Consider the following 20,413-nt stretch of genomic DNA (forward strand, 5'->3'; position numbering starts at 1 on the left):
ATCATGATTCGAAGCCGAGCGGCAGGTACCTCTCGGCGTTCTCCCTGGTGATGGTCTCGGATGCGAGGGTGATCGACTGGGGCACTTGGTTCTCCACCAGATCGCTCATGCCCTTTCCCTGGGCGACGAGCCTGGCCAGCTTGATCGCCGATGAGGCCATCGTGGGGCTGTAGGTGACGGTCGCCTCCAGCACCGAGCCGCCGGACTGGATCTCGCGCATCGCGTTGGCCGAGCCCGCGCCGCCGACCATGAAGAACTCGTCGCGCCCCGACTCCTTGATCGCGGCCAGGACGCCCACGCCCTGGTCGTCGTCGTGGTTCCACAGGGCGTCGATCTTCTTGTGCGCCTGGAGCAGGTTGGCCGCCACCTTGTTGCCCGTCTCGACGGTGAACTGGGCGTCCTGCTTGGCGGTCACCGCGAAGCCGTAGGTCTTGAGCGCGTCGGCGAACCCGGCGCTGCGGTCCTGGGTCAGCGGCAGGGTGGCGATGCCCTGGATCTCGACGATCACCGGGTTCGCCACGCCCTTGTCCTTGAGCTTCCTGCCGATGTAGTGCCCGGCCGCGACGCCCATGCCGTAGTTGTCGCCGCCGATCCAGGTGCGGTAGGCGAGCTTGTCGGGGAAGATCCGGTCCAGGTTGATCACCGGGATGCCCGCCTGGGTGGCCTGCAGGGCGATCTGGTTGAGCTGCCTGCCGTCGTTGGGCAGGATCACCAGCGCGCTGACCTTGGCCGCGATGAGCGACTCCACGGCCGAGATCTGCGTGTTGATGTCGTTGGTCGGCTCGACCGGCCTGAACTCCACGTCGGCGTACTGCCCGGCCGCGGCCTCGGCGTTCTTGGCGATGGCGGCGATCCAGCCGTGGTCGGCCGCGGGGGCCGAGAAGCCGATCACCACCTTGTCGCCCGGCTGGTCGTTGCCCGATGCGGCGGGCGCCGCCGACGGTGCGGGCGCGCTCGGCTCGGCCTGTGGCTGGTTGCTGGTGCAGGCCGAGACCAAGAGCACGGCGCCCCCTGCGAGGAAGCCTCTGCGCGCGACTCTTTCACTCATGGTGCTTTCTCCTTTGGAGCAGGACGGCGACGACGATGATCAGGCCTTTGGCGATCAGCTGATCGCTGGTGTTGAGACCGTTGAGGATGAACAGATTGGTGATCAGCGTGAAGATCACCAGACCGAGGATCGAACCGGCGATCGTGCCCCGCCCGCCGGTCAGCAGCGTCCCGCCGATGATCACGGCGGCGATGGCGTCGAGCTCGTACAGGTCGCCGTGCGTGGAGGAGCCGGTCGTGGTCCTGGCCATGATGAGCACGGCGGCGATGCCGCAGCACAGGCCGGAGATCCCGTACAGGATCATGGTGTGCCTGCGGACGTCGATCCCGGCGAGCCTGGCCGCCTCCGGATTGCCGCCGACCGCGTAGGTACGCCTGCCGAACGTGGTGCGGTTCAGCACCAGCCAGCCCAGCACGACGACCACGGCGAAGACGTAGACCAGCAACGGCACCCCGAGCAGCCGTGTGGTCGACAGCTCCACGATCGCCTCGTTGCCCTGCTGGACCAGCTGGGTACGCCGGTCGGACATGCGTTGCGCGAGTCCCCTGGCCGCCACCAGCATCGCCAGCGTCGCGATGAAGGCGACCATCCGCCCGTAGGCCACCAGGAACCCGTTGACCAGCCCGGCCCCGACCCCGACCAGCACCGCGCACACGACCATGACGAACGGCCCGAACGCCTGCGTGGCCAGCGTCGTGGCCCACACCGAGGCCAGGGCCATGACCGCCCCGACCGACAGATCGATGCCGCCGCCGATGATGACGAACGTCATGCCGACCGTGATCACGCCGATCGTCGAGGCCAGCGACAACACGCTCACCAGGTTCGATCCCGTGGCGAACGACTCGGGCACGGTCACCAGCCCGACCACGACCAGCAGCGCCAGCGCGACCACCAGCCCGGCATGCCGCAACCCCGCGACCCTCACGCCGCCCCGCCTTCCATGATCATGTCCAGTACGGCATGCTCGTCCAGCTCCTGGGCGGCGCCCTCGTGGATGACCCGCCCCTCCCTGACCACCAGCACGCGATCGGCGAGACCGAGCACCTCGGGCACCTCGCTGGAGACCAGCAGCACGCCGATGCCGTCGTCGGCCAGCCGTCTGATCACGGCGTAGAGCTCGGCCCGCGCGCCGACGTCCACTCCCCTGGTCGGCTCGTCGAGCAGCAGCAGCCTGCGCCCGTCGGCCAGCCAGCGGGCCAGCACCGCCTTCTGCTGGTTGCCGCCCGACAGCGTCCTGATCGGCCGGTCCGGGTCGGGCGGGCGGATGCCCAGCATCGCGGCCAGGCGGACGGCCGCCGCGCGCTCCTTCGAGCGGTCGAGCCAGCCGAACCTGGCGTAGCCGCCGATCGAGCCGAGTGTGATGTTGGCCGTGACGCTCTGGTCGAGCAGCAGGGCCTGGGCCTTGCGTTCCTCGGGCGCCAGGCCCATGCCGCGCCGTACCGCGGTCGTGGTGCCGCCGCGCCGGGGCAGCGGGCGACCGGCCAGCAGCACGCGGCCGGTCGCCCTGCGGGCGCCGTAGATCGATTCGAGGATCTCCGAACGCCCGGAGCCGACCAGCCCGGCCAGGCCGACGATCTCGCCCGCCCGCACGCCGAACGACACGCCCTCGAACACACCGGGCAGCGTGAGGTCCTCCACGCGCAGCACCTCGGGACCTGGCGGCACGCCGGGGCGCGGCGGGAAGACGTACTCGACGTCGCGGCCCGTCATCAGCGACACGACCGCCTGGGTCGGGGTGTCGCGGGCGGGCAGTCCCACGGCCACCGTCCTGCCGTCCTTCAGCACCGTCACCCGGTCGCCGATCTCGCGTATCTCCGCGAGGCGGTGGGAGATGTAGACGACCGCGACGCCCTGGGAGGTCAGCTCCCTGATGACGCGGAAGAGGTTGGCGACCTCGTCGTGGGCCAGCGCGGCCGAAGGCTCGTCCATGACGATCAGCCGGGCGTCGTGCGACAGCGCCCTGGCCATGCTGACGATCTGCTGGGCGGCCGGGGACAGGCGTCCGGTCTCGGCCGTCGGCCTGATCTCGGCGTGACCGAGTCTGGCCAGCACCTCGCGTGCGGCCCGGTTGAGCGCCGAGCGCCTGACGAAGCCGAGCCTGGCGGGTTCGTGGCCGAGGAAGACGTTCTCCGCCACGCTCAGGCCGGCCACCAGGTCGAGCTCCTGGTAGATGGTGGCCAGGCCGAGCCTGATGGCATGCAGGGGGCCGCCGTGCCGTACGGGGGCGCCGTTGAAGGTGATCGTGCCCTCGTCCGGGCGGTGCACGCCGGCCAGGACCTTGATCAGGGTGGATTTGCCCGCGCCGTTCTGGCCGAGCAGGCAGTGCACCTCGCCGGAGGCGACCGTGAGGTCGACGCCGTCGAGCGCGCGTACTCCTGGGAACTGTTTGACCACGCCCCGCATGGTCAGCAGGTCGGTCATGGGTGCCTCCGTGGGGGGTCGCAGGCGGTGGATCGGTGGATCGGTGGCTACACGGTGGAGGGCAGGAGGCGGTTGATGTTGTCGGGCGCCAGGTAGTGCTCGACGGCGAGGATCGCGGCGCCGCAGGCCGCGGCGTCGCTGCCCATGCGGCTCGGCACGATGGCGAGGTGGTGGGTGGCCAGCGGCGGCGACCTGCGGTAGACGGCCTCGCGCACACCCGCGAGCAGGTGCTCGTGCACGGTGGCGAGCGCGCCGCCGATGACGACGACATCGGGGTTGAAGAAGTTGACCAGCCCGGCGAGCACCTCGCCGATGAGCCTGCCCGCCTGTCTGACCAGCCGCAGCGCCTGGGTGTTGCCCGCCTGGACGAGGGCTGCGACGTCGCTGCCCGACTCGGCGGGGAAGCCGAGTTCGCTCAGCCGCGCGGCCAGGGCGGCGCCGCCCGCGACGGCTTCGAGGCAGGCGGTGTTGCCGCAGCCGCACACCGTCTCGTCGTGCCCGCCGACCCTGATGTGGCCGATGTCGCCCGCCGCGCCCCTGGCGCCCCGGTGCAGCACGCCCTGGGAGACGACGCCGCAGCCGATGCCGGTGCCGACCTTGACGAACAGCAGGTGGCCGGTCCCGGCGTAGGCGTTGCGGTGCTCGCCCAGCGCCATCACATTGACGTCGTTGTCGACCAGTACGGCGGCGCCGTGGCGCTCGGCGAAGAAGGCCGCGATGGGATGGTCGTTCCAGCCCGGCATGATCGGCGGATGGCTCGGCCTGCCCGTGGCGTGCTCGACCGGTCCGGGCACCCCGACGCCGATCGCCCGCAGCGCCGCGGCCGGTCGGCCCGCCTGGTCGAGGAGTTCGGCGATACGCCTGTCGACGTGCTCCAGCACGGTCCGCGGCCCTTCGGCGATGAGCAGCCGGTCCTCGCACCCGGCCAGTGTGCTTCCGGCGACGTCCATGAGCGTGATGCGGCAGTGGGTGGCGCCGAGGTCGACGCCCGCGACCGTGTGCTCGGCGGTGCGCAGCCTGAGCAGCCGCGGCGGCCTGCCGCTCCTGGACGTGCCGCCGTCGACCTCCTCGACCAGGCCGCCCTCGATCAGCGTGTCGACCCTCCGGCCCACGGTCGACCTGGCCAGCCCGGTGAGCCTGGCCAGGTCGGTGCGCGTGGTGGCGGATCCGGCGCTGATGAGCGACAGGACCTCGCCCGGCGAGCCGAAGACGGGGGTCATGCGGCCGACGATAAGAGCGTACTTACGCGGAAATCAAGGGAATCAGAACGATAATCTGCATGACTTTCGTTGATGATCGGCGTAAGTGCGGCGATCAGGGCATGCGAAAGGGCGCCGATCGGTCGACCGGCGCCCTGGTTGGCCTGACTGCTAGAGCATGCCCTTCAACGAGTCCTGCGAGGTCAGCACGTACGGCGTCTCGGTCATGACGGCGTCCCAGTTGGCCGCGATGTCCTCGGGCGAGATGTCCTCGCCCTTCCAGCCCGGCCCCTCGGCCACGAACACCCTGGCCACCTTGCCGCCGCCGACGCTGAACACCTCGCCGGTCACCGGCACCTCCTCGTGCGCCAGATAGGCCACGAGCGCGCTGACCCGCTCGGCGGTGAACCTGGCCTCGAACTCGGCGGGCAGCAACTCCTCCGTCATCCGCGTCCAGGCGATCGGCGCGATGGCATTGGCCTTGATATTGGCCCGAGCCCCCTCGATGCCGATCGTCTTGGTCAGCCCGACCAGCCCCATCTTGGCCGCCGAGTAGTTGGCCTGCCCGAAGTTGCCGAACAGCCCCGAAGGCGAGGAGGTGTTGACGATACGCCCGTACCCCTGCTCCTTCATGTGCCCGAACGCCGCCTGACTGACCAGATAGGCCCCCCTGACATGGACGGCGAGCACGGCGTCGAACTCCTCGACGGTCATCTTGCCGAACGACCTGTCACGCAGGATGCCCGCGTTGTTGACGACGACGTCGACCCGCCCGAACGCCTCGATCGCCGCACGCACGACGGCCCCGGCGCCTTCGGGCGTGGCCACGTTGTCGGCGTTGGCCACGGCCTGGCCGCCGTTCTTCGTGATCAGGTCGACCACCTCGGCCGCCGGGCCCGCCGAGGCTCCCGATCCGTCGAGGGCGCCGCCGAGGTCGTTGACGACCACCTGCGCGCCGCGCTCGGCCAGCAGCAGGGCGTGCGATCGGCCCAGGCCGTGCCCGGCGCCGGTCACGACGGCGACCTTCCCGTCGAAGCGAAGCATCGAACCTCCCAGTCAGAACATCCTTCTAGCGTGCTCACCATATCCGTTGCCCCACGGGCAGACCATCGCGTCCGGGGCACAGCGCGACGATCGTTTTCTGCTAGAGTTCTGGACCCGCACGGGCGAGGGTCATCGGTGACACCCCTCCTGCACGGCCCCGCTCCCCCACCGGGCTGGAGGCTTCGCATGCCCTTGCAGCCGCCCCTTCGCGTGGTCCAGTGGGCCACGGGCGCTGTCGGCCGATACTCCCTGCGCAGCCTGCTCGGCCGCTCGGAGTTCGAGCTGGCCGGAGTGCTGGTCTACGACCCCGACAAGGTCGGCAGGGACGCCGGTGAGCTGGTCGGCGAGCCCGCCTGCGGCATCGTGTGCACCGACGACGTCGAGGCCGTGCTGGCGCTCGACGCCGACTGTGTCGTGCACACCCCGCTGCCCGGCTGGTACTTCGGCCACGACCACACCGCCGACGTCGAGACGATCTGCGCCCTGCTCGCCTCCGGCAAGAACGTCGTCACCACGACCGGGTTCGTCTACCCGCGCTCCTACGGCCCCGGCGTCGTCGAACGCCTGGAGGCGGCCTGCGCGGCGGGCGGCTCCTCCGTGCACGGCACCGGCGTCAACCCCGGGTTCATGAGCGACCACCTGCCGCTCGCGCTGACCGGGCTGTCGAGCCGGGTCGACCACATCTACGTGCGCGAGTCTTCCGACTTCAGCGGGCATCCCTCACGTCAGATCGTGGTCGACATGGTGGGCTTCACGCGCTCGCCCAAGGACTACGCCGCCGCCGTGCGGCCCTACCGCTCCTTCCAGCGCGCGCTCTTCGCCGAGAGCGTGTTACTGGTGGCCGACGCGCTCGGCGTGCACCTCGACGAGGTCGAGGAGAGCGACGAGTTCGAACTGGCCACCGAGGAGTTCGAGATCGCGGCCGGCCTGGTCCGCAAGGACACGGTGTGCGCCTCCCGCTGGGTGTTCTCGGGCCTGGTCAGAGGGCGGCCGTTCATGACGATCGAGTGCGTGTACAAGGCCGACGCCACCAGGGTCGGCCGCTGGTCCGATCCCGGCTTCGCCATCCACATCGAGGGGCAGCCGCAGGTGGCGATCACGGTGGACGAGGTGTCCAACGGCCTGGCCGCCGCCGCCGCGCGTGCGGTCAACGCCGTGCCCGCGCTGTGCGCCGCGCCGCCGGGCATCCGCACGCTGCTCGACCTTCCGCTCACCACCGGAAAAGGAACGGTCCGGCTGGCCTGACGCCGTGCGGAGCGAGGGACCCGGCGCCGCTACGTCGCCGGGTCCCTCGTGTGAACCCCCTCACCCGTGAGGCTGGAACCTGCCGAAACGTCCCTGGTGGTAGAGCAGTGGGCGTGAGGTGGGCCCGGTCGAGGTCTCCCGAACCAGACCGACCACCAGCACGTGGTCGCCGATGTCGACCGTCGAGTGCGGCACGCAGATCAGATGCGCGCACGCGTCGTCCAGCAGGGGCGCGCCCATCGGGCCGGTCCGCCAGCGCGTCGGCGCGGCGAAGCGGTCGATGCCCTTGCGGGCGAAGCGCGAGGCCAGGTCGGCCTGGTCGCCCGCGAGCACGTTGACAGCGAAGTGGTCGGCCAGGCGTAACCACGGCCAGGTGCTGGAGGAGCGGTCGACGTAGAAGGAGACGAGCGGCGGGCTGAGACTCACCGAGGAGAACGACGTCGCCGTCAGGCCGACGGGCACGCCTTCGGCGGTCGCGGTGATCACCACGACGCCCGCCGCGTGCAGGCCGAGTACCTTGCGGAACCTGTCGGCGTCGATGGACACGTCGTCTGCGATCGTCAACTCAGTGCTCCTTCCCTGAGCGAGGTCCCTGAGATCTGCGGCGTCACCAGGTCGGCCCAGCGTGCGATCGACTCCGCGCCCGGCAGTTCCGACTCCAGCAGAGCCAGGCCCGGGGTGGGGACGAACGCACCGAGTTCGACCAGCAGCGGCCGGAAGTGCACCTCGACGGCGAGGCTGTGCTTGGCGTCGCCCATCACCAGGATCGGCAACGCCGCCGCCCCCTTCAGCGCGCCGGAGGGCAGCTTGTCGAGGAAGGCCTTGAGCAGGCCGGTGTAGGTCGCCTTGTAGGTGGGGCTGGCCAGGACCACGACGGAGGCGGTGGAGACCAGTTCGAGTGCGATCTCGAGACCGGCGTTGGCGCCGGGGACGAGCAGGGTGGAGCTGAGCGCGGACAGGTCGACGATCTCCCTGGCGCCGTCGTGGCCGAGCCGTGCCGCCACGGCGTCGGTGGCCGCGACGGCGGCTGCGAGCGTCCTGGATCCGGCCCGGGGGTTGCCCACCACGGTGACGATGCCTTCAGCCAACGTGAACAGCCTCCTCGGTCAGCAGGGCCGCGATCCGCGCGCCGTGCCGTTTGTACGCGTGCTGGGGGTCTGGGCCGATCTCGATCAGGGCCCGCATCTCGCCGCCCGCGAGGACGGCGACGCGCTGACCCAGCCGGGCGGCCTCTTGGGGGTCGGTGGTGGTGAACACGACGGTGACGCCTGCGCGCCGCCACACGCCGCGCAGGTGTGCGCACAGCCGGATCCGGCTGTCACGGTCGAGCCCGGCGAACGGGTCGTCCATGAGCAGGACCCTGGGCCCGAAGGCGAGGCTTCTGGCCAGGGCCACCCTGTGCCTGATCGTCAAGGACAGCTCGTCCGGCTCACGCAGGTCCACGCCTTCGAGGCCGACGAGGTCGAGGTAGTACCTGGCCAGTTCGGGCCGCTCCATCCTGGGCACGCCTCTGGCCTCCAACGCGAATTCGACATTGGCCAGCGCGGTACGCCAGGGAAAGAGCGAGTATTGGTGGAAGACGACACCGCTGTCGAGGCCGGGCGCGGCGATCGGCTCGCCGTCGACCAGGATCTCTCCGGCGGTCGGGCCGGTCAGCCCGGTGAGCAGGTCGAGAAGCGTCGACTTGCCGCAGCCGCTCGCCCCGACCACCGCGAGCAGCTCTCCCGCCTCGATACACAGATCGAGGTGGCGGAGGGCGACGTGTGCTCCGTGGTGCTTGGCGACGCTGCTGAGGTCGAGTCGGGCGCCTGTCATGCACTCGACGCTATGTCGCCTTCATCCCTAAGTCAATATTTCCTACTGGATTTACATGAAATACCAGAGCGTGGGCGTTCCGGCCACCGAACGCAGCCGTCCGCGAGCCTCCAACCAGGCCAGATGCGCGAGCGTCTCGTTGTTGGCCGCCCTGCGCATGAAGGGCGGGATCGTCTCCCACGGACGCGACCAGGTGAGCTGAGTGGCGACGTCCCAGCACGAGACGCCCGGATGCGCGGCCACCACGTCCACGATCTCCTCCAGCCTGTCGTCGTGGTGGGCCAGCACATGGTCGATGCGCTCGGCCAGATCCAGGAAGCGGTACTCGTGGGCGGGCAGCACCTCCCGCACGCCGAGATCGAAACCGAGCTTGCGCACGGCGGCCAGCGAGTCGAGGTAGTCGGCCAGCGGGTTCGGCCCCGACTGCGGATGCACCGCGACGATCGGCGTGATCTTGGCGAGCACGTGGTCGCCCGAGAACAGCACGCGCCTGCCCGGCTCGACGAAGCACAGGTGACCGGGCGAGTGGCCTGGCGTCCAGATCGCCCGCAGGTCCCATCCCGGCAGGTCGATGCGCTCGCCGTCCTCGATCAGCCGGTCCGGCCTGGCCATCGTCACGTAGTGCCTGATCATCATCGAGGCGCCCGCCAGCTCGTCCAGCGTGAGCTGCGGCACGCCCGACTCCACCAGGACCGCCTTCTCCTTGTCGATCAGCGACTGGATCGCGTCCTCGTCGTAGCGGTCGTGCAGCAGCGCCGCGTCCGCCGGGTGCAGGCCGACCCAGGCGCCCGACTCCTGCCTGATGCGTCCGGCCAGGCCGTAGTGGTCGGGGTGGATGTGCGTGACCAGGACGGCCTTGACGTCGCCCATCGTGTACCCCGCGACGGCCAGGCCGTCGACCAGCGCCTGGTAGGCCTCGTCGGTGTTCCATCCGGCGTCGACGATCGCCACGCCCGCCGGGAGTTCGAGCGCGTAGACCAGGACGTACCTGAGCGGATTGATCGGGATCGGGACCGGGATCGACCACAGCCCCGGCCTGACCCGCTCCACGGGCGGGATCGTCCCGCCGAGCCACGCGTCGCGCTGCGCCGCATTCGCCGGTGTCACCATGAACTTCGCCATGGCCACGATTGTGCCCTCTGGACCGAATCATGTTCTAGCAGGGGTGGCCTGCGGGTTTCTCAGGCGGGTACGGCCCGCGCCTGGTCGGGGGCCGTACGGCCGGACGGCATGCGGGCGAACAGTGCCGCCGAGGCCAGCACGACCCCCGCCGCCAGCCACCAGGCCAGGCCCAGCCCGGCGCCGGTCGCGACCAGGCCCAGGCCGAGATTGGCCAGCCCGCCGCCCGCCTGCCCGGAGAGCGACTCGGTCGAGCCGACCGTCGTGCGCTGCTCGGCTCCGACCCTTCCGTGCAGCATCTCGGCGCACAGCACGCCCGACACCGCCAGGCCCGCGAACATCACGGCGTAGGCCAGGCCCGCCGCCACCATGCCCGCCACGCCGCTCATCGCCACCGACGCGGCCAGCGCGCCCAGCGCGAGCGCCGTCGTCAGCGTGCCCGCGACCGCGCCGCGTACCGAGGAGCCCGTGGCCCTGGCCACGCCCGGCGCCAGCGCGCTGCCCGCCGCGCTGGCCGCGAAGCCGATCGCCGCGACCACGCCGTAGACCGCGCTGCCCGACTCGGGTGTGCCGGTGAGCTGGGCCAGCCTGCCGGGCGTGAGCAGTTCGACCGAGACCAGCGCGACCCCGACGGCCGCCGCGAGGAGCATCAACCGGCGCAGCACGCCGTCGCCCGCCGACAGCCGCACGCCCGCGACCACCGTCGCGGGCACATCGCGCAGCACCTCGCGCAGGCCGAGACGGGGATGCGGCGGCTCGGGCAGCGCCACCAGCACCACCACGAACCCCACGGCCGAGGCGCACGCGGCCACCAGCGGCGGATAGACCAGCCCGCCCGGCACCAGCAGCGGGATCGCACCACCGGCCAGCACGCCGACGCACAACGCCAGCGAGCTCATCGCATGCCCTCGGGCCAGACCCGGCTTGAGATCGGCATCGGGACCTTCGAGCGCGTGCAGCGTGTCGACGTACCAGGCGTCGGCGGGTCCGCTGTAGAGGGCCCTGGCCACCCCCTTGAGCACGGCGCTGAGCACGAACACCCCCATCGTGGTCGCGAACGCCAGCAGCACCAGCCCGCCGACCAGGAACAGCGAGGAGGCGGCCAGCACGACCCTGCGCCCGAGCACGTCGGCCAGGCCGCTCGTCGGCAGTTCGAGCACCACGACCACCAGGCCGTACACCGCGACGATCACGCCGACCTGGGCCAGCGTCATCCCGCGCCAGCTCATCAGCAGCACCATCGACGAGACCATCAGGCCCGGCGGCAGCCAGGTGAGGAAGCTGACCAGCGTGTAGCGCCGGCGCGCCGAAAGCGGGGTCACGACGGCTCCCCCTCCGCGGCCTCGCGCGCACGCGGGTAGGCCACCAGGCCCAGGTGCACCTGCTCGACGCCGTCCGCCTCGCCGTGCCTGGCCTCCAGCTCGCCGAGCAGCGCGTCGACGCGGTCCCAGAACTCGCGCAGTCCGGCGGGCGGCAGCCGTACCACGTAGTCGCTCATGCCTGCCGTGTCGCGCCAGGGGGCGGGCCAGGCCGCGTCGTCGTAGGTCTCCACCGAGCGGATGATCGACTCCAGCTGGCGCAGGCGCATGACGGCGATGGCCTCGCGGCCCTCCGGGGTGGCGGCCATCTGCTCGTTGCCCCATGAGGTGAGGCGGTGCAGGGCGCGCCAGCGGCGTTCCCTGGCGTCGCGCCGGTCGGGGTCCTCGCCGATGAAGCCGTACTTGGCCAGCTCGCGCAGGTGGTAGCTGGTCGAGCCGGAGCTCTCGCCGACCTTGCGGCCGAGCTCGCTGGCCGTGGCGGGGCCGTCTGCGCGCAGCAGGCCGAGGAGCCTGACCCGCAGGGGGTGCGAGACCGCCTTCAGGACGCGCGGATCGGTGATCCGGTATGCCTCTTCCATACCGGCACCCTAAGACCGCAAAGACTTTTTTGCAAATAGAATTTTGCGATCACCCGGCGGCGGCCACGATCACCATGAAGAGGATGAACACCACGACGAGCAGCAACATCCCCAGCGCCACCGCATTGAGCGCGATGGCCAGCGCCAGCCCGTTCCACGGCTGCGGCGCGGGCCCGAGCGCCCCCCGCGAATACCCCCACACCGGCGCCCGGTACTCCACCTCCAGCGCCCTGCCCGGCTCCAGCCAGATCTCCAGGTCGGCCGGCCCGATCTGCGCGGGCAGGAAGTAGGGCAGATGCACATGCATGTGATAGCGGCCCGGCATCACCGGGATGACGTTGCGGCCCCACTGCACGAGCATGGGATGGCCGTTCAGGAACATCTTCGGAGTGATCATGGCGAGCATGAACGCGGCCCAGTGCCGCTTCACGTCCAGGACCAGGTGAGCCTGCGGAGGGTGCATGAGGGGTGTTCCTCTCCATCGATCACGGACCGGGCCTGACATTCTCGTAGGCTTGTCCAATGCTCGACGACATCCAGGTTGATCCCGCCGTCCTCGCCCTGCGCCCCGACTTCGCGGTGCTCGTCATCGAGGCGCACGGCCTGCGGGGCGCGCCCACCGACGACCGCTCACGGGCCTGGCTGGCCGAGGCCGAGGCCGCAGCGGCCGAGCCGCGCACCGACAGGATCGACGCCTGGAAGGACGCCTACCGCGCCTTCGGCGCCAAGCCGCAGCGCACCAGGCCCTCGGTCGACGCGCTCACCCGCCGCCTGCCGCTGCCCGAGATCAACCTGGTCGTCGACGCCTACAACTCCATCAGCGTCAAGCACGCGCTGCCCATCGGCGGCGAGGACCTCGACCACTACCGGGGCCCGGCCCGCCTGGTCAGGGCGCAGGGCGACGAGCAGTCCGACGAGGCGCTCGGCGAGCCCGAGATCGGCGAGGTCGTCTGGCGCGACGACATCGGCGTCACCTGCCGCCGCTGGAACTGGCGTCAGTGCGTGCGCACCCGGCTGACCGAGGAGACGGTCAACGCGCTGTTCCTGCTGGAGCGCCTCGAACCGCTGACGTACGCGGAGCTGGAGCTCGCCGGTCAGGAGCTCGTCGCCCTGCTGCGTGAGATCAGCCCGGACGTCGAGATCAGGACACGACTGGTCGGTCCGGGGAACTGACGGGCAGGCCACGGTGTTGATACCAAAGAGTGACAATGACTGCATCACCTGAATGGGCTAGGCGGGGGTGACCACTTTGGACGGTCCTGAGAGGATCAGGCCAGGTGGTCTCGTCCGACCGGCGCATGTGGCCAGTACAGGCGAGTAGCCTTAGACACTGTTCTCTATCATCAACGCCGATCTGCGGAAGAGGGCGATTTCCGCCGTGTCGTCAGAGTCGTCGCCGGCAAACCCGCTGGCAAGCTTTGGTCAGAACGAGTGGCTTGTCGACGAGCTGTACCAGAAATACCTCCAGGACCCCGAGTCGGTAGACAAGGCCTGGTGGAATTTCTTCGCTGACTACAACCCCGACTATGGACCGGGCCGTACCCCGGCCAAGGAGGCGGCGAACGGCACAGCGACCGCGCCCGCCCCCACTCCCGCTCCCCCCACCAAGAAGGCGGCAACCCCGCCCGCACCTCCCGTGGAGAAGAAGCCCGTGGTGTCGACCCCGGTGCCTGCCGGTGCCGAAGAGGTCAAGCTCCGCGGCGCCGCCGCGCGCACGGCCCTCAACATGGAGGCGTCGCTCGCGGTACCCACCGCCACCAGCGTTCGCGCCATTCCGGCCAAGCTCTTGATCGACAACCGGATCGTCATCAACAACCACCTGTCGCGCGGTCGCGGCGGCAAGGTGTCCTTCACGCACCTCATCGGCTACGCCGTGGTCAGGGCGCTGAAGGCGATGCCGGAGATGAACTTCTCCTACGCCGAGGTCGACGGCAAGCCGACCCTGGTCAAGCCCGAGCACGTGGGGCTGGGCCTGGCGATCGACGTGCAGAAGAGCAACGGCGAGCGCCAGCTCCTCGTCCCGTCCATCAAGGGCGCCGAGGAGATGGACTTCCGCCAGTTCTGGATGGCCTACGAAGAGGTCGTGCGCAAGGCCCGCTCGGGCAAGCTCGGCGTCGACGACTTCACCGGCACCTCGATCTCGCTGACCAACCCCGGCACGATCGGCACCGTGCACTCGGTGCCGCGCCTCATGCCGGGCCAGGGCACGATCATCGGCGTCGGCGCGATGGAGTACCCGGCCGAGTACCAGGGCGCGTCCACCGAGACGCTGTCCAGGCTGGCCGTCTCCAAGGTCATGACGCTGACCAGCACCTATGACCACCGGATCATCCAGGGCGCCCAGTCGGGCGACTTCCTGCGTCAGATCCACCGGTTGCTGCTGGGCGAGGACGGCTTCTACGACGAGATCTTCGAAGCCCTCCGCATCCCCTACGAGCCGGTGCGCTGGGTCCAGGACATCTCCGCCACCCACGACGACGACGTCGCCAAGTCGGCGCGTGTCATCGAGCTCATCCACGCCTATCGGGTGCGTGGCCACCTCATGGCCGAGACCGACCCGCTGGAGTACAAGCAGCGCAAGCACCCCGACCTCGACATCCAGTCGCACGGCCTGACGCTGTGGGACCTGGAGCGCGAGTTCGCCACCGGTGGATTCGGCGGCCTGCCGCTGATGAAGCTGCGCGAGATCCTCGGCGTCCTGCGCGACTCGTACTGCCGCACGATCGGCATCGAGTACATGCACATCCAGAACCCCGAGGAGCGGGCCTGGATCCAGGCCCGGGTGGAGAAGCCGCACGCCAAGCCCGACCGCGAGGAGCAGCTGCACGTCCTGGCCAGGCTCAACACCGCCGAGGCCTTCGAGACGTTCCTGCAGACCAAGTACGTCGGCCAGAAGCGCTTCTCGCTCGAAGGCGGCGAATCGCTGATCCCGCTGCTGGACTCGGTGATCGGCGCGGCGGCCTGTGACAACCTCGACGAGGTCGTCATCGGCATGGCGCACCGCGGCAGGCTCAACGTGCTGGCCAACATCGTGGGCAAGTCCTACGGCCAGATCTTCGGCGAGTTCGAGGGCAACATCGACCCGCGCACCGCGCACGGCTCCGGTGACGTCAAGTACCACCTCGGCGCCACCGGCGACTTCACCGCGCACGGCGGCAAGACGATCAGCGCGTCGGTCGTGGCCAACCCCTCCCACCTCGAAGCCGTCGACCCGGTGCTCGAAGGCGTGGTCAGGGCCAAGCAGGACCTGCTGGAGCGCGGCGAGGAGGGCTTCTCCGTCCTTCCCGTCCTCGTGCACGGCGACGCGGCCTTCGCCGGCCAGGGCGTCGTGGCCGAGACGCTCAACCTGTCGCAGCTGCGCGGCTACCGCACCGGCGGCTCGGTGCACATCGTGGTCAACAACCAGGTCGGCTTCACCACCTCGCCCGCCTCCTCCCGCTCGTCGGTCTACGCGACCGACGTGGCGCGGATGATCCAGGCGCCGATCTTCCACGTCAACGGCGACGACCCCGAGGCCGTCGTCCGCGTGGGCAAGCTGGCCTACGAGTACCGCAGGACGTTCCGCAAGGACGTCGTCATCGACATGATCTGCTACCGACGCCGGGGCCACAACGAGACCGACAACCCCGGCTTCACCCAGCCGCTCATGTACGACCTCATCGACGCCAAGCGCTCGACCCGCAAGCTCTACACCGAGGCCCTCATCGGCCGTGGCGACATCACGGTGGACGAGGCCGAGCAGGCGCTGCGCGACTACCAGCAGAAGCTGGAGCGGGCCTTCACCGAGACCCGCGAGGCTACGAAGAAGCCGCTGGAGCCCGGCGCCATGGTGGTGCCCGAGCGCGGCGAGGTCGTCAAGTGGTCGCACGCCGACACGTCCACGGCCATCTCGGACGAGGCGCTCAAGCGGATCGTCGACACGCAGCTCAACCTGCCTGACGGCTTCACCATCCATCCCCGTCTCGCGCCGGTCATCCAGCGCAGGGGGCAGATGGTCGAGTCCGACACCATCGACTGGGGCATGGGCGAGACACTGGCCTTCGGCTCGATCCTCATCGACGGGCGTCCCGTGCGCCTCGTCGGCCAGGACTCGCGCCGGGGCACGTTCACCCAGCGCCACGCCGTACTCGTCGACAGGGTCACCGGCGAGGAGCACACCCCGCTGAAGACCTTCAACGAGGGCACCACGAAGTTCTACGTCTACGACTCGCTGCTCAGCGAGTTCGCGGCCATGGGCTTCGAGTACGGCTACAGCGTGGTCAGGCCGGACGCCCTGGTGGCCTGGGAGGCGCAGTTCGGCGACTTCGCCAACGGCGCTCAGTCGATCATCGACGAGTTCATCTCGTCGGGCGAGCAGAAGTGGGGCCAGCGCAACTCGCTCGTCCTGCTGCTGCCGCACGGCTACGAGGGCCAGGGGCCCGACCACAGCTCGGCCCGCATCGAGCGGTTCCTGCAGCTGTGCGCGCTGGACAACATGACCGTCGCCCAGCCGTCGACCCCGGCGAACTACTTCCACCTGCTGCGCTGGCAGGTGCTGTCGGACCGTCGCAGGCCGCTGATCGTCTTCACGCCGAAGTCGCTGCTGCGTAACAAGGCGGCGGCCTCGGCCTCCGCCGACTTCACGCACGGCCACTTCCAGCCGGTCATCGGCGACGCCAAGGTCGACCCCGCCAAGGTCACCAAGGTCGTGCTGTCGTCGGGCAAGGTGTACTACGACCTGCTCAACGGCAGGGAGAAGCTCGGCAAGGCGGAGACCACGGCCCTGGTCAGGGTCGAACGGCTCTACCCGTTCCCGAAGGACGAGCTCCTGGCCGAGCTCGGGCGCTACGGGTCCGACGTCGAGCTGGTCTGGGCCCAGGACGAGCCGGTCAACATGGGCCCGTGGCCCTTCCTGACCCTCAAGATGGCCGAGATCCCCGACCTCCTCGGCGGCCGCCGCCTCTCCCGCGTCTCCCGCGCCGCCAACAGCTCCCCCGCCGTCGGCTCCCACGCGGCGCACGAGGCCGAACTCGAAGACATGCTCCAACAACTCTTCGGCTGACGCCGTTCCCCTGAGGGCCCATTGGCTGGGCCTTCAGGGGGTGTTCCCACCGAAAGGCCCTCGGCTCGCACTGCTTGCCGGGAGCTTGTCGCATGCTTGGGGGCGGTGCGTTTGGGTGGGGCTGGGTGGGGGCGTTTGGGCGTGAGGAGGGGGTGTGTCGTGGCTGGTTCTTGCTCGGTGGTGTTGGGCGAGCTTCGTCCTGCGGGGCGGTCGATCGGCCGACGCACGAGCTGTGCATAGCGGGATATGTCCGGACCGGCGTCGCGGCACGCCGGGCTGAACGGTCCAGGCCGGGCGAAGCCGCCCCCCGCCCACGCCAAGCCAGCCCGGACACCCCAGACCAGGCGAACGCCGAGGCACCCCCAGAGCGGCCCCCGTACAGGAGAAGATCGCCCCGGATGGGGCTCAGGACAGTGCGTTGAGGTGGCCCGCGAGGTCGGTGTACTGGGTGAGGACGGTCTTCAGTTCGGCAGGGCCGGGCTCCGCCAGCGGATGGACGGCGACGTGGTCGGCGCCCGCGGCGAGGTGAGCCTGGACGCGGGTGGCGACGGTTTCGGGGCTGCCCCACGCGACCAGGGCGTCGACGAGCTGGTCGCTGCCGCCGTCGGCGAGATCGGCAGGAGTGAAGCCCAGGTCGTGCAGGCTGTTCACATAGTTGGGCAGGCGCAGATAGTACGACATGTGCTCACGAGCCAAGGCGCGAGCCCGTACGGGATCGGTCTCGACGATCACGGCCTGCTCGGGTACCAGGAGGCGGTCGGGGCCGAGGATGCCGCGAGCCCTGGCGGTGTGCTCGACGGGTACGAAGTAGCTGTGCGCCCCGGCAGCCCGATCCCTGGACAGCTCCAGCATCTTCGACCGCAACGCGGCCAGCACAACCGGCACCCCCTCGGCCCCGGCCGCCTCGTCAAGGGCGTCGAGGTAGGCACGCATCGCGGCAAGCGGCTTGGCGTAGGTATGGCCACGGGCCGAGACCAGCGTGTGATGGCTCACGCCGAGCCCGAGCGCGAACCTGCCGGGAAAGGCCTCACCGAGCGTGGCGACGGCCGCCGCGGTCGCCGAGGCGTCGCGGCCCCAGATGCTGGCGATCCCGGTGCCGATCGTGATCCTACTGCCGGCCTCAAGCAGGAGCGCCGCATTGGTGAACGGCTCTCGGGTGCCGGGAGCCTCGTTGACCCAGAGGGTCGCATAGCCGAGCGCCTCGATCTCCTTGACCGCCTCCCGTGCCTGGGCGAGCGGAGCCTTGCTGAACAGCTGGTGCCATGCGCCGACACGTCCGAGGTCCATGAGGGTCCCATCAGGTAGAGTGTTCGATCGAGATGGAACACTACAACAGTGTTCGACCGTCGTCGAACACCTCACGCGCTCGCGGCCTCACCCATGCCTCCCCGCTGGAGGTGTCACTGCAGGCCGCACTGGACGCGCTGGCCGATCCGATGCGCCGCAGAATCATCCGCGAGCTGGCCGAGGTCCCCGACTGGACCCGCGCCTGCGGCACGTTCAACGACCTGCCGGTCGCCAAGTCGACCCTGAGCCACCACTTCTCCGTCCTGCGCAACGTCGGCCTCCTCGAACAGCGCGACGAGGGCCCCCGCCGCCTCAACCGCCTGCGCCGCGCCGAGTTCGACACCCGCTTCCCCGGCCTCCTCACCTTGGTCATCGCCGAGCCCCTCCCCGAAGCCCCCTGAAGCCCCTACCCCCTCCAGGCGAAGCCCGAATGCAGTCCGACACCCAACCGAATCGCGGTATTTGGCGGGTGATTGCGATGAAACGGCAAGTCAACCGTTACTCGCAAAGCGTTGTGAGCCCTCAGAGGGCGTGCGATTATCGCACCCATGACCAAGTCGCTTGACTGGGCTGAGATCGGCGAGCGAGTCCGCGAGTCGCGCTTGGCCATGGGGCTGTCCCAGCCGCAGTTGGCCGAGCGGGTCGGGCTGGACCGCACGATGATCAGCAAGATCGAGGCGGGCACGAGACGCCTCGACGCGCTGGAGCTCATGCGACTGGCCACCGTGCTGTCGCTCCCGCTCGGACATTTCCTCAGCACCCCGCCCGCCGTGATGTCGCACCGTACTCCCCTTGCGGAGGACACCACCACCGACAGCGGCAGGGACGCCTACCGGGTGGACACCGTGCTCGCCGGATGGTTGCGCGACCTCGCACAGCTCATCGGCCTGGGCGTGCTGGAGCCGCCGACCAGGCTGGCCTACCCTGGCCGGGTCGACGGGCCGGCCGCGGCGGTCAGAGCGGCCCAATGGCTGCGGACGGAGCTGAAGCTGTACAGCGAGCCGATCGAGTCTCTCGCGGAGTTGTGCCAGCGGTGCGGCCAGTTCATCCTGGTGACACAGCTGGCGGGCGACGGGGCCTCGGCGATCGACGGCGATGTGGCCGCGGCCGTGGTGAGCATCGACGGCGAACCCGGGCGCAGGCGCGCGACGGCCGCACACGAGCTCGGCCACCTGATACTCGGCGACGAGTACTCCACCGACCTCAGCGTGCACGCCTCACGAGCCGAACGCGAGGCTGCGGTGCAGGCGTTCGCCGCCGAGCTGCTGCTGCCCGTCCAGTGCGTGCGCGCCGCCGCCGCGGCCGAGCCCGCGAAGCCGAAGAGGGCCGTTCTGGTCACCCTGGCCGCGCGCTACCGGACCTCGTGGAGCCTCGCGATCAGGCAGGCCCGCACCGCCGATCTGATCACCAAGGCGGAGGAGCGAGCGCTCGCCGCCAGGGCGCCGACCCACGCGGAGTTCAGGGACGCCCTCGGCTGGACGCCGCAGCCGGACCTCGACTCGATCCGCGTGCCGCCGATGGTCGCCCACGCCGTCATGCAGGCGTACCGAAACTCGAAGATCACCGGCGACCGGGCGCTGGAGCTCATGCACGGCCAGCTCGACAACGCCTGCGAGCTACCTCCCCTATCGGAGGACGACCAGACGCCGTGACATCCCCTCCCCCGCCGTGCGACCCGCTTCCCCCGCTGGTGGCCGACACCACCGTCCTGCACCATTTCGCCCTCGCCGATCGCATCGACGTCCTGGGCACGTGGGTGACCACGATGGCGACGACCAGCGTCGTCGGTGACGAGATCGGCAGGCATCTGCCGAAGTACCCGTCGCTGCGCTCGCTGGCGGAGCTGGAGTGGCTCAGCGTGCTCACGCTGGACACCGATGCCGAGCTCATCGCCTTCTACGACTGGTCGCAGGTGCTCGGAGCCGGTGAGCACCACCTGGGCGAGGCGAGTGTGTTCGCCGCGGCCCAGGTGCGCTCCATGGTCGCGCTGACCGACGACCGCGACGCGACGAGGGTGGGCCGAGCCCGGGGCCTGGAGGTCCACGGCACGATCTGGCTGCTCACCCGGCTGCATCTCATGCAGAAGATGACCAAGGTCGAGATGTGTGGCCTGGTCGACGCGCTCCACGAGAGCGGGCTGAGGCTGCCCTGCACCGGCAGCCAGCTCCCCGCATGGGCCGAGGCACGCGGCCTGCTGTGAACCCAGCTGGCCTACCTGCGCCTACCCCAGCTGTGAACCCAACCGGCCCACCTGCGCCTACCCCTGTCTCTGCCCCCAAGCGATCTACCCGCGC

Annotated in this window: 19 protein-coding genes; 6 read left to right on the forward strand and 13 right to left on the reverse strand. The window is 70.0% G+C overall.

Going from position 1 to position 20,413, the window contains the following annotated elements; translation table 11 throughout:
- Position 1: 1 nt before the first annotated feature.
- The 5 genes from ACTWNK_RS37045 to ACTWNK_RS37065 all read right to left on the reverse strand — a co-directional run bounded on the left by ACTWNK_RS37045 (position 2) and on the right by ACTWNK_RS37065 (position 5,715).
- Positions 2–1,048 carry a substrate-binding domain-containing protein gene (locus ACTWNK_RS37045; RefSeq protein WP_474309571.1) on the reverse strand — a complete coding sequence of 349 codons (1,047 nt, stop codon included), beginning with the start codon at positions 1,046–1,048 and terminating at the stop codon, positions 2–4.
- Complete coding sequence (locus ACTWNK_RS37050) at positions 1,041–1,976, reverse strand: ABC transporter permease (RefSeq protein WP_474309572.1); 936 nt, start codon at positions 1,974–1,976, stop codon at positions 1,041–1,043. Before ACTWNK_RS37050 ends, ACTWNK_RS37045 begins: the two co-directional genes overlap by 8 nt.
- Entirely contained in the window at positions 1,973–3,472 is a 1,500-nt protein-coding gene (locus ACTWNK_RS37055; protein ID WP_474309573.1) for a sugar ABC transporter ATP-binding protein, read from the reverse strand. Before ACTWNK_RS37055 ends, ACTWNK_RS37050 begins: the two co-directional genes overlap by 4 nt.
- A 47-nt stretch (positions 3,473–3,519) precedes the next feature.
- The gene (locus ACTWNK_RS37060; protein ID WP_474309574.1) at positions 3,520–4,692 is read right to left on the reverse strand and encodes an ROK family protein; all 1,173 of its coding nucleotides are present in this window, start codon (positions 4,690–4,692) and stop codon (positions 3,520–3,522) included.
- Between the two features lie 150 nt (positions 4,693–4,842).
- Entirely contained in the window at positions 4,843–5,715 is an 873-nt protein-coding gene (locus tag ACTWNK_RS37065) for an SDR family oxidoreductase (protein ID WP_474309575.1), read from the reverse strand.
- A 186-nt stretch (positions 5,716–5,901) separates the two neighbouring features.
- On the opposite strand from ACTWNK_RS37065, the gene ACTWNK_RS37070 reads away from it, so the two are divergent.
- The gene (locus tag ACTWNK_RS37070; RefSeq protein ID WP_474309576.1) at positions 5,902–6,960 is read left to right on the forward strand and encodes an NAD(P)H-dependent amine dehydrogenase family protein; all 1,059 of its coding nucleotides are present in this window, start codon (positions 5,902–5,904) and stop codon (positions 6,958–6,960) included.
- A 60-nt stretch (positions 6,961–7,020) separates the two neighbouring features.
- Here ACTWNK_RS37070 and ACTWNK_RS37075 read toward each other — a convergent pair whose 3' ends face one another.
- From ACTWNK_RS37075 to ACTWNK_RS37105, 7 genes are read right to left on the reverse strand one after another with little or no spacing between them, the layout of a single operon-like run.
- A complete protein-coding gene (locus ACTWNK_RS37075; RefSeq protein WP_474309577.1) occupies positions 7,021–7,524 on the reverse strand; it encodes a flavin reductase family protein in 504 nt (167 codons plus the stop codon).
- A complete protein-coding gene (locus ACTWNK_RS37080) occupies positions 7,521–8,048 on the reverse strand; it encodes an NADPH-dependent FMN reductase (RefSeq protein WP_474309578.1) in 528 nt (175 codons plus the stop codon). The genes ACTWNK_RS37075 and ACTWNK_RS37080 overlap by 4 nt, the downstream gene beginning before the upstream one ends.
- Positions 8,041–8,775: an ABC transporter ATP-binding protein gene (locus tag ACTWNK_RS37085; RefSeq protein WP_474309579.1), complete on the reverse strand. Its 735-nt coding sequence runs from the start codon at positions 8,773–8,775 to the stop codon at positions 8,041–8,043. Before ACTWNK_RS37085 ends, ACTWNK_RS37080 begins: the two co-directional genes overlap by 8 nt.
- A 51-nt stretch (positions 8,776–8,826) precedes the next feature.
- A complete protein-coding gene (locus ACTWNK_RS37090) occupies positions 8,827–9,897 on the reverse strand; it encodes an MBL fold metallo-hydrolase (RefSeq protein WP_474309580.1) in 1,071 nt (356 codons plus the stop codon).
- Positions 9,898–9,956: 59 nt separating this feature from the next.
- Positions 9,957–11,216 (reverse strand): MFS transporter, encoded by a 1,260-nt coding sequence (locus ACTWNK_RS37095; RefSeq protein WP_474309581.1) that lies wholly within the window; start codon positions 11,214–11,216, stop codon positions 9,957–9,959.
- Complete coding sequence (locus tag ACTWNK_RS37100) at positions 11,213–11,791, reverse strand: winged helix-turn-helix domain-containing protein (RefSeq protein ID WP_474309582.1); 579 nt, start codon at positions 11,789–11,791, stop codon at positions 11,213–11,215. The genes ACTWNK_RS37095 and ACTWNK_RS37100 overlap by 4 nt, the downstream gene beginning before the upstream one ends.
- A 49-nt stretch (positions 11,792–11,840) precedes the next feature.
- The gene (locus ACTWNK_RS37105; protein WP_474309583.1) at positions 11,841–12,254 is read right to left on the reverse strand and encodes a hypothetical protein; all 414 of its coding nucleotides are present in this window, start codon (positions 12,252–12,254) and stop codon (positions 11,841–11,843) included.
- A 59-nt stretch (positions 12,255–12,313) separates the two neighbouring features.
- Here ACTWNK_RS37105 and ACTWNK_RS37110 point away from each other — a divergent pair, with 59 nt between their 5' ends.
- On the forward strand, positions 12,314–12,964 hold the full coding sequence (locus ACTWNK_RS37110) for a B3/B4 domain-containing protein (protein ID WP_474309584.1): 651 nt from the start codon (positions 12,314–12,316) through the stop codon (positions 12,962–12,964).
- Positions 12,965–13,169: 205 nt separating this feature from the next.
- Positions 13,170–16,832, forward strand: coding sequence for a multifunctional oxoglutarate decarboxylase/oxoglutarate dehydrogenase thiamine pyrophosphate-binding subunit/dihydrolipoyllysine-residue succinyltransferase subunit (locus tag ACTWNK_RS37115; RefSeq protein ID WP_474309585.1), 3,663 nt, complete (start codon positions 13,170–13,172; stop codon positions 16,830–16,832).
- A 405-nt stretch (positions 16,833–17,237) separates the two neighbouring features.
- Here ACTWNK_RS37115 and ACTWNK_RS37120 read toward each other — a convergent pair whose 3' ends face one another.
- A complete protein-coding gene (locus tag ACTWNK_RS37120; protein ID WP_474309586.1) occupies positions 17,238–18,119 on the reverse strand; it encodes a TIGR03620 family F420-dependent LLM class oxidoreductase in 882 nt (293 codons plus the stop codon).
- Between the two features lie 32 nt (positions 18,120–18,151).
- On the opposite strand from ACTWNK_RS37120, the gene ACTWNK_RS37125 reads away from it, so the two are divergent.
- From ACTWNK_RS37125 to ACTWNK_RS37135, 3 genes are all read left to right on the forward strand, one after another.
- Positions 18,152–18,520 carry an ArsR/SmtB family transcription factor gene (locus ACTWNK_RS37125; protein WP_474309587.1) on the forward strand — a complete coding sequence of 123 codons (369 nt, stop codon included), beginning with the start codon at positions 18,152–18,154 and terminating at the stop codon, positions 18,518–18,520.
- A 147-nt stretch (positions 18,521–18,667) separates the two neighbouring features.
- Complete coding sequence (locus ACTWNK_RS37130) at positions 18,668–19,771, forward strand: helix-turn-helix domain-containing protein (RefSeq protein WP_474309588.1); 1,104 nt, start codon at positions 18,668–18,670, stop codon at positions 19,769–19,771.
- On the forward strand, positions 19,768–20,319 hold the full coding sequence (locus ACTWNK_RS37135; protein WP_474309589.1) for a PIN domain-containing protein: 552 nt from the start codon (positions 19,768–19,770) through the stop codon (positions 20,317–20,319). The genes ACTWNK_RS37130 and ACTWNK_RS37135 overlap by 4 nt, the downstream gene beginning before the upstream one ends.
- Positions 20,320–20,413: the final 94 nt, after the last annotated feature.

The sequence above is a fragment of the Nonomuraea sp. IBHARD001 genome, from assembly GCF_056106265.1.

Excerpts from the sequence above, each read along its gene's own strand:
- ACTWNK_RS37105 (WP_474309583.1), bottom strand. The coding sequence starts at position 12,254 with ATGCACCCTCCGCAGGCTCACCTGGTCCTGGACGTGAAGCGGCACTGG.
- ACTWNK_RS37125 (WP_474309587.1), top strand. The coding sequence starts at position 18,152 with ATGGAACACTACAACAGTGTTCGACCGTCGTCGAACACCTCACGCGCT.
- ACTWNK_RS37070 (WP_474309576.1), top strand. The coding sequence starts at position 5,902 with ATGCCCTTGCAGCCGCCCCTTCGCGTGGTCCAGTGGGCCACGGGCGCT.
- ACTWNK_RS37045 (WP_474309571.1), bottom strand. The coding sequence starts at position 1,048 with ATGAGTGAAAGAGTCGCGCGCAGAGGCTTCCTCGCAGGGGGCGCCGTG.
- ACTWNK_RS37060 (WP_474309574.1), bottom strand. The coding sequence starts at position 4,692 with ATGACCCCCGTCTTCGGCTCGCCGGGCGAGGTCCTGTCGCTCATCAGC.
- ACTWNK_RS37130 (WP_474309588.1), top strand. The coding sequence starts at position 18,668 with ATGACCAAGTCGCTTGACTGGGCTGAGATCGGCGAGCGAGTCCGCGAG.
- ACTWNK_RS37110 (WP_474309584.1), top strand. The coding sequence starts at position 12,314 with ATGCTCGACGACATCCAGGTTGATCCCGCCGTCCTCGCCCTGCGCCCC.
- ACTWNK_RS37120 (WP_474309586.1), bottom strand. The coding sequence starts at position 18,119 with ATGGACCTCGGACGTGTCGGCGCATGGCACCAGCTGTTCAGCAAGGCT.
- ACTWNK_RS37065 (WP_474309575.1), bottom strand. The coding sequence starts at position 5,715 with ATGCTTCGCTTCGACGGGAAGGTCGCCGTCGTGACCGGCGCCGGGCAC.
- ACTWNK_RS37085 (WP_474309579.1), bottom strand. The coding sequence starts at position 8,775 with ATGACAGGCGCCCGACTCGACCTCAGCAGCGTCGCCAAGCACCACGGA.
- ACTWNK_RS37055 (WP_474309573.1), bottom strand. The coding sequence starts at position 3,472 with ATGACCGACCTGCTGACCATGCGGGGCGTGGTCAAACAGTTCCCAGGA.
- ACTWNK_RS37090 (WP_474309580.1), bottom strand. The coding sequence starts at position 9,897 with ATGGCGAAGTTCATGGTGACACCGGCGAATGCGGCGCAGCGCGACGCG.
- ACTWNK_RS37100 (WP_474309582.1), bottom strand. The coding sequence starts at position 11,791 with ATGGAAGAGGCATACCGGATCACCGATCCGCGCGTCCTGAAGGCGGTC.